Annotated in this window: 15 protein-coding genes and 2 pseudogenes; 12 read left to right on the top strand and 5 right to left on the bottom strand. The window is 53.3% G+C overall.

What is annotated here, in order from left to right:
• From QWJ10_RS22190 to QWJ10_RS22215, 8 genes and pseudogenes are all read left to right on the top strand, one after another.
• A pseudogene (locus QWJ10_RS22190) lies at positions 1-911 on the top strand (glycoside hydrolase family 5 protein); the annotation flags it as partial.
• Between the two features lie 197 nt (positions 912-1,108).
• Positions 1,109-1,231 carry a hypothetical protein gene (locus QWJ10_RS22195; RefSeq protein ID WP_258019980.1) on the top strand — a complete coding sequence of 41 codons (123 nt, stop codon included), beginning with the start codon at positions 1,109-1,111 and terminating at the stop codon, positions 1,229-1,231.
• 623 nt (positions 1,232-1,854) lie between these two features.
• The gene (locus QWJ10_RS22200; protein WP_010798589.1) at positions 1,855-2,103 is read left to right on the top strand and encodes a hypothetical protein; all 249 of its coding nucleotides are present in this window, start codon (positions 1,855-1,857) and stop codon (positions 2,101-2,103) included.
• A gap of 162 nt (positions 2,104-2,265) precedes the next feature.
• On the top strand, positions 2,266-2,781 hold the full coding sequence (locus QWJ10_RS22205) for a cupin domain-containing protein (protein ID WP_289929687.1): 516 nt from the start codon (positions 2,266-2,268) through the stop codon (positions 2,779-2,781).
• 426 nt (positions 2,782-3,207) lie between these two features.
• Positions 3,208-3,807, top strand: a complete 600-nt coding sequence (locus tag QWJ10_RS23210) for a GAF domain-containing protein (RefSeq protein WP_354669639.1) — start codon at positions 3,208-3,210, stop codon at positions 3,805-3,807.
• Positions 3,780-3,854, top strand: a pseudogene (locus tag QWJ10_RS23215) (hypothetical protein); the annotation flags it as partial. The gene QWJ10_RS23210 and the pseudogene QWJ10_RS23215, both read left to right, overlap by 28 nt.
• Positions 3,855-3,878: 24 nt before the next feature.
• The gene (locus QWJ10_RS23220; protein WP_354669640.1) at positions 3,879-4,391 is read left to right on the top strand and encodes a HAMP domain-containing sensor histidine kinase; all 513 of its coding nucleotides are present in this window, start codon (positions 3,879-3,881) and stop codon (positions 4,389-4,391) included.
• 102 nt (positions 4,392-4,493) lie between these two features.
• Positions 4,494-4,730 carry a hypothetical protein gene (locus tag QWJ10_RS22215; RefSeq protein WP_010798593.1) on the top strand — a complete coding sequence of 79 codons (237 nt, stop codon included), beginning with the start codon at positions 4,494-4,496 and terminating at the stop codon, positions 4,728-4,730.
• Positions 4,731-4,777: 47 nt separating this feature from the next.
• On the opposite strand, the gene QWJ10_RS22220 is transcribed toward QWJ10_RS22215, so the two are convergent.
• Positions 4,778-5,389 carry an NAD(P)-dependent oxidoreductase gene (locus QWJ10_RS22220; RefSeq protein ID WP_289929688.1) on the bottom strand — a complete coding sequence of 204 codons (612 nt, stop codon included), beginning with the start codon at positions 5,387-5,389 and terminating at the stop codon, positions 4,778-4,780.
• A gap of 111 nt (positions 5,390-5,500) precedes the next feature.
• On the opposite strand from QWJ10_RS22220, the gene QWJ10_RS22225 reads away from it, so the two are divergent.
• Positions 5,501-5,875 (top strand): helix-turn-helix domain-containing protein, encoded by a 375-nt coding sequence (locus tag QWJ10_RS22225; RefSeq protein ID WP_010798595.1) that lies wholly within the window; start codon positions 5,501-5,503, stop codon positions 5,873-5,875.
• A gap of 18 nt (positions 5,876-5,893) precedes the next feature.
• On the opposite strand, the gene QWJ10_RS22230 is transcribed toward QWJ10_RS22225, so the two are convergent.
• Positions 5,894-6,943 (bottom strand): DUF1615 domain-containing protein, encoded by a 1,050-nt coding sequence (locus QWJ10_RS22230; protein ID WP_286786864.1) that lies wholly within the window; start codon positions 6,941-6,943, stop codon positions 5,894-5,896.
• A gap of 338 nt (positions 6,944-7,281) precedes the next feature.
• On the opposite strand from QWJ10_RS22230, the gene QWJ10_RS22235 reads away from it, so the two are divergent.
• Both QWJ10_RS22235 and QWJ10_RS22240 read left to right on the top strand, forming a co-directional pair.
• Positions 7,282-8,433, top strand: a complete 1,152-nt coding sequence (locus QWJ10_RS22235) for an alpha/beta fold hydrolase (RefSeq protein WP_289929690.1) — start codon at positions 7,282-7,284, stop codon at positions 8,431-8,433.
• 19 nt (positions 8,434-8,452) lie between these two features.
• Positions 8,453-8,791, top strand: coding sequence for a YceK/YidQ family lipoprotein (locus tag QWJ10_RS22240; protein ID WP_219653347.1), 339 nt, complete (start codon positions 8,453-8,455; stop codon positions 8,789-8,791).
• Between the two features lie 99 nt (positions 8,792-8,890).
• Here the strand turns inward: QWJ10_RS22240 and QWJ10_RS22245 are convergent, their stop codons facing one another.
• Complete coding sequence (locus QWJ10_RS22245) at positions 8,891-9,064, bottom strand: universal stress protein (RefSeq protein WP_289929691.1); 174 nt, start codon at positions 9,062-9,064, stop codon at positions 8,891-8,893.
• A gap of 629 nt (positions 9,065-9,693) precedes the next feature.
• On the opposite strand from QWJ10_RS22245, the gene QWJ10_RS22250 reads away from it, so the two are divergent.
• Entirely contained in the window at positions 9,694-9,879 is a 186-nt protein-coding gene (locus QWJ10_RS22250; protein ID WP_074829373.1) for a hypothetical protein, read from the top strand.
• Between the two features lie 74 nt (positions 9,880-9,953).
• Here QWJ10_RS22250 and QWJ10_RS22255 read toward each other — a convergent pair whose 3' ends face one another.
• Both QWJ10_RS22255 and QWJ10_RS22260 read right to left on the bottom strand, forming a co-directional pair.
• The gene (locus QWJ10_RS22255) at positions 9,954-10,094 is read right to left on the bottom strand and encodes a hypothetical protein (RefSeq protein WP_010798600.1); all 141 of its coding nucleotides are present in this window, start codon (positions 10,092-10,094) and stop codon (positions 9,954-9,956) included.
• A gap of 154 nt (positions 10,095-10,248) precedes the next feature.
• A complete protein-coding gene (locus tag QWJ10_RS22260) occupies positions 10,249-12,306 on the bottom strand; it encodes a UvrD-helicase domain-containing protein (RefSeq protein ID WP_289929692.1) in 2,058 nt (685 codons plus the stop codon).
• Positions 12,307-12,320 lie beyond the last annotated feature (14 nt).

Genomic DNA, 12,320 nt, shown 5'->3' on the forward strand with positions numbered 1-12,320 from the left:
TCGGCGTACCGGATAACAACCCGCGCTGGAACATCCTGATGGACAATATGCTGGCCTACCTGAAAGAGAATTGCGTACCGGCGTCCTACTGGGCGGCAGGTCCGGGTTGGGGCAACTATTTCATGTCAGTTGAGCCGGTAAATGGGCAGGATCGCCCGCAGTGGCCGACGCTCAAGAAATACATGGATAACACCAGCTGTACGGAAATAGGCCCGAAGAAGGCAGGCGCCTCCACGACGCCAACGCCATCCAACCCGTCTGTGGGTACAACTCCGGTTGCGACCACACCGTCTACGGGTACTGGCTCTTCCACAGCACCGTCGACTTCGGTACCACCGGCAGCAACTCCAGTAACCACCACACCTGTTGCTGGAGCAGACGGTGCAGTTAGTAGCGTAATCAACAACTTTACTAACGCCGATTGGCTCAATGGTGTTTATCGCAAGAAAGCCGGTTTCTCGATCCCTGCTACGGCCGCTAATAAGGCTGCCTTCATAGTAGGTGCTTCGGTGCGACTTGCTAACGGAGAGGTCAGAAAGATCTCTGCTGTCCAGATCGGTACCAATATGGCGGTGTACCTGGAAGGCGCTCCGGTAAATGGATCAATCGTAGGCTATCCTAATAAGCTGGCGTTGGTATCGGCAGTACTCGCCACAAGCCCGATCAATGACTTTACCAATGCTGACTGGCTCAACGGCGTGTACCGCAAGAAGGCTGGCTTCTCGATTCCTGGCACCTCAACCAACCAGGCGGCATTCAAGGTAGGAAAATCTGTACGCCTTGCCAATGGCGAGGTTCGCAAGATTACCTATGTCCAGGCCGGTAAAAACCTTGGGGTTTATCTCGAGGGCGCTCCGGTAAATGGATCGACCGTAGGTTATCCCAAGACATTGGCGGCGCTAGCCAACTAATCGGAGCTATGCATCCAGAGCCTCTTTCGCCAAGAGGCTCTGGAACTTAATCGTTGTCCTGCATAGCAATTGATTCGGTTCATCATAAGTCCTTGAAACATAATGAAAGCATTTATAAGCGTAATAATCAGGCATCCTTGTAGTTACTGTCTTTAATGAACCAACACGTTCATAAAATCAGTTAAATGAATCCGCTATTGAATGCTTTTATAGAATGGCTGCTGAGCGAGCCCAAGCGAACCAGTGATTGGGACTGGTTAGGTGATCTGGAAGCACGTAGCGCTGAAGAGGAGCGTGACGATACAGATGTTACGTTTTAAGCATATTGAGGCGTTATCGGTATGCTTCATTTTCTGCAGCTTGCCGCCGTGTTAAAAGCCTTTATCCGCTTAATATAACGTTAGCCACCTCCTCCCCATGATGCGATCCGTGAGAGGAAAGCTGCCTCAAGCTTAAAGCTTCTGCTTTAGCGGATAACGCCCTTTCTTTTCGACCGATAAGGTTTGATATACAGAGAAGCCTTATCCTTACAACCGAACACCCGCCTTGTCATGGAATGAAAACCAAGCGCTCTTTACTAGCAGGCAACTGGCTAACAACTGGAAGGAGCGGAGCATACTTTTGCTGGAACGGTAATCCAGAGACAGCAGGCAGCACGAAGCCCTGCATTATCCGGCAAACGTCGTTATGATTGCTTTTGCTTAGATAACCCTTCTCACTTGACCACTCTTCATCAGGCGAAGCCAACTTCCTTCGTTAAGATCTCTCCTTCTTCAGATCACGCCGGTTTTCTGACGGGCCCAGCGCCAAGCGTATCAATCACCATTGCAATTGGCGCCTATCGGCCATAAGTGATCGTTCGGAGGATGATGCTCGGAAAAGCATCGTTGCAATGCTATTAAAGTAGCCAGGCAAGCAATCAGACTTGCCAGGTAGTTGGACTATGGAAACGAGTGATCGCCCCGTGAAACCTGACAATGTGGTTCATGAGTACACGTCTGCATTAGTACTGGGCATTCGCTTCGTCTGTGTATTGGCGCTGTCTGCAATGATTGCCGGTAAGCTTTCCAGGCTTATGGGTACTGACAATGTTGTTGTTTATTTCCTGGTATTTATTGCGCTGGTCGTGCTTTTGAACAAGATTCTGGAAAGCCTGTTTGCGCGCCGCAAGTTGGTGCCGGAAGAGGAATGAAATCTACATTACTGCTTCCTATACGATCGGCACCATTGATCGCTAACGCGGTTAGCGATCGCACTTCATGGTATCGCTTGCACAAAGGAGCAAAAACGGAATCCGTCATCGCTCTATGATTGTCTATGCTGCATAACCAGACGCCCCACGGATCTCGCAGCCATGACAACAATTCCCTCCAACAAGGCAGCCGTACTGGCTCAAGCGCTTATTCGCAACCTGAACAATGCGTCGCTGACGCATGAAACCTACAGCCCTTTGTTTGAAAGTCAGAGCGGCAGCCTTTCTGAAGGAACGGCTGCACAAAAGCTTAGTTTTTCGCTGGATATCGTTCCGCCAGGCAAGCGCTCATGTCCCTATCACTTTCACCATGCTCAGGAAGAGGCATTTCTCATTCTGGAAGGCACAGGTACGCTGCGGGTGGCAGGCGAGTATGTGCCGATACAGGCCGGCGATGTGCTTTTTATTCCTGCCGGTCCTGACTATCCACATCAGATCATCAATACGTCTCACGCTGAGTTGAAATACCTATCAATCAGCACGAAAGAGTCGCCCGAAGTCGTGGAGTATCCAGATTCGGGTAAGTACCTTACGACTGCCAGTGCCAAGGGAATCAAGGCGTTTCGCGCCCTACAGAGGACCGAGGCCAACTTGGACTATTGGGAAGGTGAAATCTGAAGACGGCTGTGTTCTGGAGGCCTCTCTATGCCCGAGGTTATGTCGTTAGAGAGGCATTGCTTGCTGCCGTGACCTGTATGGGCGTGCGCTTTTTCCATTTCCAGCCAGCAGCCATCCTGCTACAGGCACGGTCGTTATAGAACGCCGTTCTGCTGATACGGCAGCGCTTCACGCTCAACAGCGCCCTACCGTGTATACCTCCGGGCGCGCCTAAGCCAGGGATGTGTCATGCAGGCGGCTCTTGAGCCATCCGAGGGTAAAAGACGGCAATGGCAAACGACTTTGAAAGTCGTCTCCCTGGCCAGGAGTCTCACCTGAGTAAACTGTATACGTCCAAAGGTTGTCAACGAAACGATAATCGCGTTCACTACCCTGATCTATCGTCAGGGGCAGCCGTGAAGTACGCCTCGCTTCAAGGTATAACTCATGATGCGTACACTCGAGAATGATCTTTCCATCATCGCTAGAATCAGTGCTGTTGGCGTTATTCTCAAGGTCATATCTGAAAGCACCCTTCTTCGTTTTGTCGCAATCGCACGGGTAACTGAAGATTCCTGGACAACCTGTGCCGTATTGGACCTGATCGGCTTTGGGCTCAAGGTAGGCGATCCTCTGGATGTCACCACAACACTGTGCCGCGAAGTCCATGCAAGCCAGGACTCGATCCTGATCAATAACGCCAGTGCAGATACGCGCTACTGCAGCCACCCAACCCCCAAGCAGTATGGTTTTGAAAGTTATATCTCGGTTCCCATCTTCCGGCGCGATGGCAGTTTCTTCGGCACGTTGTGCGCACTAAATCCAGAGCCCGCGAATCTGGACGAGACGAAAACCTTGGCAATGATGAGTTCGTTTACTCATCTGCTTTCGCTGGAAATAGAAACCCAGGAAAACCTTATCGAAACCGAAAGCAAGCTGCTTGATGAAAAGCTGACGGCCAATCCCGAGAGCATTTTCTTGCCCTGGTTGGCCATGATCTGCGCAATCCACTGTTCTCCATTTGTGCGGGTGCACAGCGGCTGCTGAAAACACCGCGCGAGGATCAGGAGCGCTCGCTGGTCGAACTGATCCACTCTTCTGCCCAGCGAGCCCTACGAATGGTGGAAGACATCTTTGATTTCTCCAGAGGACAGCTGGGTAACGGCATCCCGCTAGCCAAGGAGGAGCGCGGCAACCTGGAACTGCACCTTCGGCAGGTCGTCAATGAGCTACAGGCAACCTACCCTGATCGCTACATTGAAAGCGCGGTAAATACATTGGGGACGGTCTATTGCGATTGCGACCGCCTGGCGCAGCTTCTGTCGAACCTGACAGCCAACGCCATTCAGCACGGCAATCCGCAAAGCCCTATTCTGATCCGTGCAGAGGTGGAGAATGGTTTACTGACGCTATCCGTCCATAACGATGGCGAGCCTCTTTCTGAAAACATCCTGTCCGGCCTGTTCCAACCGTATTGGCGTGCCAGCCGAACGACGCTTCAGACCAACCTGCAACAGGGGCTGGGTATCGGGCTGTACATCGTCAATGAAATTGCCCGCTCCCATGGTGGCCATATGAAGGTAAATTCCAACCGAGACAGCGGGACGGTATTCACCTCACCATGCCAGTAAATCGCTAGCAAGCAAGCGCTCTAGCATCGCCTTTCGAGCCGAATGGTAGGAACATCGGCGGTGCTGTACCTGTCGAAGTGAAAACAACGACAGCATGGTTTTATGACAGTGAACGCCTTGAAATACCGCCTTGCCTCGCTCGATCCACCCGTCAAGTACACACTTGAGAGTCGCGGCGATGTATTTGTCATTACGCTCATCGACCCGCGAACGCCTGCCAAGGTTGAGCGGAGCCTGCTTAATCGTCATGCCGCGAATCAGGAACTCATGAACACCATCATTGAAGATGCCATCCATGAGCTCCGTCGCAAAAGTTCTGCCGTTGCACGGGATCTATAAGCGCAACCGCTTACGAGCAAGCGAACGGTAACGATTCTGTCCTCGTTTTAGTACCCAACGGTAAACCGGTTGCGGAGATGCCTGCCTTGCTCCAGTTCGTCAACCATGGCGATTGCATAATCTTCGAATGAAATGTGGCTCCGTCCCTTCTGATCTACCAGCAGGCTGTCTTCACCCAGTCGAAACGCCCCAGTGCGTGGCCCATGTACGAATTCGGCCGAGGGCGAAAGAAATGTCCAGTCAAGCGCTGGCTCCCTTTGTAACCGCTCGAGAAAGAGCGCACCCGCCGAAGCCTCTGGCTTGTATTCCGCTGGGAAATCAGGCGTATCGATTACTCTGACTCCGGGTGCCACCTCAAGGCTTCCCGCGCCACCCACTACCAGATAACGTCTGACCCCAGCCTTTTTTACCGCTGAGATAAGAGTTTCCGGGTTGCTGCTGGTAAACATGACGGCACTGATAACGGCGTCATGACCCTTTAGGACACCCGTCAATTCAGCTTCGTTATTCGCATCGACCGCTACCGGTAGTACGCCTGCTGCCTTTTTTATACGAGAGGCATTTCTGGCAATTGCAGTCACTTGATGCCCTCGCTTCACTAACTCATCCTGAATGCACGAGCCGGCATTTCCTGACGCGCCAATTAATGCAACCTTCATGTATAGTCTCCTTCCGTTAGTTAGTAACTTTCGGAAACCACGTTAATTGGCGCGGTACGTTCCGACAAGAACGCACTTTTTTCTCACTTGGTTACCCTGAGGTGACTGCCAATGAATCAAGCGGCTCTGGCACCCGACACATTTAGCGCTGACTGTCCAACCCGACGGATACTGGATCGAATTGCAGATAAGTGGACGGTGCTGATACTCGATCTTCTGCTGGAAAGCCCCCTACGGTTCAATGAGCTATTGCGCCGAATCGGCGGGCTTTCCCAGAAGATGTTATCGCAGACATTGAAAACGCTCGAGCGGGACGGTCTGGTCTTGCGTACGGCATTTCCCACCGTTCCGGTCACCGTGGAATACCGGATCACCGAGCTGGGCGTTACCCTCGCCGAGACGCTCAAGCCACTTCGGTTGTGGGCAGAGGCAAATATGGAGGCGATCGATCAGGCCCAACTGCGCTACGACAGCACGCCTCGGTAAACCAAGGCGTGCTGCACGTTACTTCGCACGCGCCAGACAGCGCTGGTAGCGCTCCTCGACACGCTTGGCAAACCAGGCGGTGGTTAGTTTGCGGGTAATCTTGGGGCTTTCGAGCGTAATGCCTGGCAATATGGCCCGAGGTAGCGATTTACCCGCTTTCTTCTCAGCCAGCTCGAAAACGCGGGTGTACAATTTGGATTCCTCGAAATCGAGTGTTTCTCCTTTTTCAAGCGCACGTCGTATGGCCAGTTCACTCATGTCCAGTCGTTTGCCCAGCTTACGGACGGCCAGTTCGGTTGCACTCGGCTCCAGTGAGCCATAGCGGATCAGATCGCCGTCCAGCGCAAGAGAAACGCCTGTCAGACTGCTCACTGCCCGCTGAAACGCAGCATTACGGCTCGAATACCAACCGGCATTGTAATCGGCAAATCGGTAGATCTGTTGGGTGTAGCTGACCGGATAGCCAAGCAGGTGTGCCGTCCCGAAATAGACACCGCCGCGTCGGGTAAAGACCTCGTTACGGATCGATCCGTCAATCGTATAGGGATAACCTCTGGATTGGCGCTCAGCGAACGCTACGCTGACCTGCATCGGCCCGCCAGTTTCAACAGGGTTGAAGCTGCCAAAGAGTGTCTTGCCCAGCGGAACCATGCCAATGAAGTCATCAAAGATATCGCTCAGCTCTTTTTCGGTATGCGCCGCAGCAAGTCGCTCGTTATAGGTTTTGCCGTTGGGTGACCGTAGGCTTAATGCGGTACGGACCAGAAAGGCCGGTATATGCAACTTGCCGGCGCGGCGATCGATTTCCTTTTTCGCAATCGAGCCCATGCCTGGCACTCGAGGGTTTGCCTGAAACGTGGACTCCTGCTCAGTCACCGCCAATACGGAACAGATGTTTTCGGTCGTTGGAGGAATTTTTTGCGCATCGAACGCCGTATAAATATCCCTGGCCCAGCCCTGGCGCTCAGACACACTACCAGGCATGAGCCTGACAATCCTGGCTTGTACTTCAGTTGGGCTGGGCGCAGTTACCTGCTGCGGAGAGTGTGTTCCACATCCTGCCAGCATCAATAGGGCTGTAAGTCCAAGAGCGTACCGGCCATAGCGTAAACCGCTATCCAGGCCCCTGGAAATGGAGTGGAATGATACAAGGAACGTGGCCACCGTGGGTGTGAGACGGAGGGTCTGCAAGGATTATGGTTCCCGTGTCGAGGTGAGATGCGTGTGAGACCTGCCCCCTATCGAAAGAATTCCACCTCGATAGCAAACGTAACGGCCTGCCTCATCCTATCGGATATCGGCCTGAACAGCTGAGATCCGGATTGCCAGAGGGCCCATCCATTTTTAAGTTGTCATACTGCTGTCTATACTCTCGCCTCAATAACAACAACAGCCGGAGTCGCACCTTGAATATTCTGAAATCTCTCGTGCTTTGCGGGATCAGCCTTGCCGCAACGGCAAATGCCCAGGCCCAGTCAGCTTCCGCTCCCATTACGGCCGACGCACTTCCCGGCAATTACCTGCTGCTCAAACAGAAGATGACCTATCCAGATAGCTGGCTGTCAGGTCATTACAAGCACTTTTCAAAATGGCGTACCCATGCCCAAACGCTACTGCGCGAGGCGTTGCTAACGCCAGATTCAAAGCGTGCCTTCAACGCTCAGGTTATTGATCAGCAGCAGCGTTCAGGCTACAGCGCTCAGAAGATCAGGTTCACGCTGACTGATGAAAGTCGTGTCAACGCTTTGCTTCTCTTGCCTGATACGCCCGGCCCTCATCCCGCGGTGCTAATGCTGCATGACCATGGGGCGCGCTTTGATATTGGCAAAGAGAAGATGGTCAAACCATGGGGTGATCAAACAGTATCTGCTTCCGCGCAGCAGTGGGCCGACAAATATTTCTCTGGCCGCTTTCCTGGCGATGAGCTGGCCAAGCGGGGCTATGTTGTGCTTTCGGTCGATGCCCTTGGTTGGGGTGAGCGCGGCCCGGTGACATACGAACAGCAACAGGCGCTTGCCAGCAATTTCTTCAACCTAGGACGTTCTCTTGCTGGAACAATGGCCTATGAGGACATGCGCTCGGTTGATTTTCTGGCAACGCTTCCGATGGTCGACGCACGTCGCATCGGCGTTGTCGGGTTCTCCATGGGGGCCTTTCGCGCTTGGCAGTTAGCAGCCCTTTCAGACAAGGTTGCGGCAACTGCTGCCATTTCCTGGTTTGGGACTTACCAAGGCCTGATGACGCCGGGGAATAACACATTACGCGGCCAGTCATCGTACTACATGCTGCATCCAGGCATACCGGCCCGGCTCGATATTCCAGACGTTGCCGGAATTGCTGCACCCCGTCCGTTGTTGCTTTTCAACGGTGGAAAGGACACGCTGTTCCCTTCAGAAACGGTCGAAGCAGCTTACGCCAAGGTGCACCGCATCTGGCGTTCTCAACAGGCCGAGCTGAATCTCACCACACAGCTGTGGCCCGAACTTGGCCACGTGTTTGTGCAGGAGCAACAGGAAGCCGCTTTTGTCTGGCTTGATCAGTGGCTCAAGCCACGTTGATAGAGAAGGAACGATAGGCATGAAGCTTGACACGATTGCCATTGGCGTCCTGGCGCTGGGCCTGACTGGGTGTGGGACCCTCAATACGGTGTTCCAAGACGATGCGACTACCAGCTACAAGCTCAGGCAGCAGAAAACCTATTGCGAGTCCATAAGCCGGGTCTATAGCGGCGTGGCGTACGATTTCTGCTCACTCAACGCTCCGCCCGTTATCTATCCCCCACCTCAGGAAAAACATGCTGTTCCACTGATTGCGGTAGATATGGCGCTTTCTGGTGTGTTGGATACGTTGGTATTGCCTTACACGATCTATCAGCAGAACAAATACGGCAGTATGGAAATCAAGGGCCAGAAATAGTTTCTCCTTTTCCTTGCAGCCAGTAGTACCCGCTCGTAAGCGTTCGGATCTGCACTCGGTTAACCAGGTGTAATCGAGTACAGATGCTTACAGCGTGAACTATGAATCGACCGAAGAACGGCCCAGGGCCAGAATACTGCACGGGGGCGCAGTCAGCAGTGACTCGGCAAAACTTCCCAGCCAGGGCAAGGGATGGTGCTCCGTACGACCAACTACCAACACATCCACCTCATCACGGCTGCAATAGTTGATCACTGCAGCAATGGGCTGCAATCGCCTCCACATAATCAAACATGACCAGGTGCAATGCCGCTCGGCTGGTTTGCGCCAGCGCCTGGGCACGCTTAAAGGCAGCAGTCCGCTAACAGCTGTTGTCCACCACAAGAAGGAGGCGTTGATAGCGATTCATGCCGCGGCTCTTTGGGGCTCTCCCCTACCTGATGCCACTATCGTCATACGCCTGTAAAGCCAAGGCTTGATACATATCAAGGAAATGAAGCAGACCTGCATGTTGCAGGACACCATAAGTCACGGCACGTGATGTCACCCAGGTAGAAGGTGTTTCTCAGCCTGCCCCCAGTTATGGAGATCGGCAACGCCGATTATCCATACGTCGCCAGGTTTCGCATATGACGCAAAGGAGTGCTTAGCTTGGAGGTACGTTCAAGTGGGGCCTACGGAAGTGACTGACAATGGTCCAGGCTACCGCGCTCCGCTCAAACGACAGTCTGTAGTACAGCACGTCGGTTACCTACGTAACCAAGGCCATGATCGCTGGCGGTGAAATAAGGCTGAAATGAAAAGAGCGGTATGTATACAGCACGCACAAGCCTTGATGTAAATCAGTACCAGACGCTCTACATGAGCGTAACTATGGACGAAACCTTACATGGTCCCTGCCCATGAACATACTTATCAAACAGTCACCAGCCCACTCCCTGCTCCAGCTCATGATTCACGGCTGCGATCTACAAGCCGGAACAATGTTGGCCCAGGAGCGCCAGCATGAGCAGTCAGGCCCCGTTCGCCTGTCCAGACATTTGAGACAGGGCTCCACTGCTTTTTTGGATCTTTATCAAAAGCGTTAATCGCTGTCAGGTGAATGTGTCATCCCTTGTGCTTACGCAACAGCTCGCATCAAGCACGAGGGATGGCACCCGTTTCAACGGACTGGATCAGTAGTACCAGTCGCCTTTTCAAGCTGCACCTGTTTTTGCGTACCCAGCAGAAAAGCCGCTTTTTCGGCAAAACTGGTGTGGATATGCAAGGCATTGGCTGGATTACGAAACAATTGATGAGTCATGGCGCTACCCTCTTTAACTGGTGGGCTCTTCAAGGAAGAGACAGGTTCACCATAGGCAGCGCAGGAACAGGCTAGAAATGTTTTGTAGCACTAGTCATCATCAGCCAAATCGATAATCGGAGAAACAGATTCCTTTTCAAGGGCTTAGCCGCTATCAACATGGCCCTCTCGATTTGGTCGTATACCAGAGTACACGACTAACTCCTCGTGTGATCGCAACATAAGAGAGCCTTGATGACTCATCGGCCATCGCCTGATCATAGGTGTTCTGAAAAAAACCAGACGCTCTATACAATGCGTTGCGCAGCGGATGTGGTAACGCACCGGCTCCGTCGTCCACAACAATGGCTACTTCAGCCTGCAATCCCTTCGCCCGGTGAATGGTATAGCAGCGAACAGGTAGCGCCTTGTCGAGATGGCTTTGAAGGGTCTTGAGCGTCTCATTGCGTCGGCTCAACACCAACACCGCGGTCCGCTCCGAAGAGTTTCGACTTGCAGCGTGGGCGCACTGAGCCTCGATCTCCTTTACCACTTCCGGCAGGCGACTCTTGAAATCGAACCGTGTAACCGCCTGCACGCCATGATCACCTCGCTTGACGGTCCTGGCGGCCTGGCAGGTCTTCTCCTGCTTGAATACTACGCCAGCCAATACTTTCTCAGCGTCCCGAATAATGGGTTCCACGGAGCGATAGTTGGTAGCCAGCGTCAGAACGGTACTTTTTCTGTTTCGTCCCTGGCTTGGAAAATGACGGTCGAAGTTCATGAAGAGTTCGGGAGAGCTTCCTCGCCAGCCATAAATGGATTGCCAGTCATCCCCTATCGCCATAAGACTGATTGCCCGCTTCTGACGGGCCAGATATCCATGGACGGCTTGCAGCCACAATACGATCTGTGGGGAGATGTCCTGAAATTCATCGATCAGCAGATGACTGAAGGGCATCAGCATTTCCGGACGGATACTCCGATCGTTTCGATTGAGCCGATCGGTAAGCTCCTGAAACGCACGGTTGAACGTCAGCAGGCCCCTCTCTTTCAGGCAGGCTTCAAACGTTTTCCAGAAGAGCCCCAGGGCCTCGATAAAGATCTGCTCGCGAACGGAACACTGCAAGTTATCGCTTTGCAGACGATCTACCCGTAGTCCCAGGCTTTCGATAAAGCCCGTCTGAATGTAGAACGCCTCAAAAAGCGGAACCGCTACGAACTCGCCCTCCAGCTTGAACGGCTTGAGTGGAGCGGGCCTGTTTCCTTCGCTTTCATCGCTTTCGTTAGCGATATTCAACAGCTTGTCGACCTTCCTCTTGAACGCCGGGACGTCTGAATAGGCACGCTGGTAGGCCTGTTTGAGCAGGTCCAACTGCACAGGATGAAGACGGCCGCCTGTCAATGGATTGTCCAGCTCGGTAGCCGATGCCTTGCGATCGGACAGCTGCTCAAACCATACCGGCGCACCTAATGCGTCCTTGGCGAGCGTACCCATCGCCGAATGAAAGGTCCGTACGCAGCTGCGCGCCTGCTCAGCCGAAAACGAGAACTTCCAGAAGGACAATACCTTGATAAGCTGCTCGCGCAGCTGCGCGCAGGAGTCGTTAGTAAACGATATGACTGTGAGCTGTTCGGGCTTGATATCCAGATGGCACAGCATGAAGACTACGCGCAGCACCAGCGTAGTGGACTTGCCCGACCCTGCACCTGCAAAGATGCGCGTAGCCGGGCTGCGGCTGACAATCATACCCCACTGCTCGTCTGACGGCGCTCGGATCACTCCCGCTTTGACGGCTTCGGCTACGCGCTCATGCATCGCCTGAACGTGCTGCTCGGTTATAGACAGTAACGCGGGCCCATAGAGTCCTTCCGTGGTAGCTCTATGGGCCTTGGGCTCAGACTCCAGAGGCTTCTTGGCTCGTCCGCTCGGCTTCGTCGATCGCTTGGTCGCAGTCGCACTCTTGCTTTGAGCTTTTTTAGCCGTGGGAGCCGGCTTGCCACGCTTTGGAGAACCTTTTGCACCGATTTCAGGCTTTTTGCGTGGGTTGACTTTCTGGGTGGGCTTACGGGTGACCATGGACTTGAGTTTATTGGTCAGCAACGAGCCCGCCTGCTTGCTTGGCTTGGGATGAGACAGCGGGCCATCACCATTGCTCTGCAGGTATTCCGTGGTACGTGGAAAATAGTTCGATAACGCCCCTGCCAGGTAGCGTTTAACAGCAGACAGCATGTGGATTCTATCCG

It is taken from the genome of Pseudomonas sp. WAC2 (genome assembly GCF_030403525.1).
GTDB lineage: Bacteria > Pseudomonadota > Gammaproteobacteria > Pseudomonadales > Pseudomonadaceae > Chryseomonas > Chryseomonas luteola.

Excerpts from the sequence above, each read along its gene's own strand:
- QWJ10_RS22250 (WP_074829373.1), top strand. The coding sequence starts at position 9,694 with ATGAACATACTTATCAAACAGTCACCAGCCCACTCCCTGCTCCAGCTC.
- QWJ10_RS23220 (WP_354669640.1), top strand. The coding sequence starts at position 3,879 with ATGGTGGAAGACATCTTTGATTTCTCCAGAGGACAGCTGGGTAACGGC.
- QWJ10_RS22255 (WP_010798600.1), bottom strand. The coding sequence starts at position 10,094 with ATGACTCATCAATTGTTTCGTAATCCAGCCAATGCCTTGCATATCCAC.
- QWJ10_RS22205 (WP_289929687.1), top strand. The coding sequence starts at position 2,266 with ATGACAACAATTCCCTCCAACAAGGCAGCCGTACTGGCTCAAGCGCTT.
- QWJ10_RS22240 (WP_219653347.1), top strand. The coding sequence starts at position 8,453 with ATGAAGCTTGACACGATTGCCATTGGCGTCCTGGCGCTGGGCCTGACT.
- QWJ10_RS22225 (WP_010798595.1), top strand. The coding sequence starts at position 5,501 with ATGAATCAAGCGGCTCTGGCACCCGACACATTTAGCGCTGACTGTCCA.
- QWJ10_RS23210 (WP_354669639.1), top strand. The coding sequence starts at position 3,208 with ATGATGCGTACACTCGAGAATGATCTTTCCATCATCGCTAGAATCAGT.
- QWJ10_RS22215 (WP_010798593.1), top strand. The coding sequence starts at position 4,494 with ATGACAGTGAACGCCTTGAAATACCGCCTTGCCTCGCTCGATCCACCC.
- QWJ10_RS22220 (WP_289929688.1), bottom strand. The coding sequence starts at position 5,389 with ATGAAGGTTGCATTAATTGGCGCGTCAGGAAATGCCGGCTCGTGCATT.
- QWJ10_RS22200 (WP_010798589.1), top strand. The coding sequence starts at position 1,855 with ATGGAAACGAGTGATCGCCCCGTGAAACCTGACAATGTGGTTCATGAG.
- QWJ10_RS22260 (WP_289929692.1), bottom strand. The coding sequence starts at position 12,306 with ATGCTGTCTGCTGTTAAACGCTACCTGGCAGGGGCGTTATCGAACTAT.
- QWJ10_RS22230 (WP_286786864.1), bottom strand. The coding sequence starts at position 6,943 with ATGCTGGCAGGATGTGGAACACACTCTCCGCAGCAGGTAACTGCGCCC.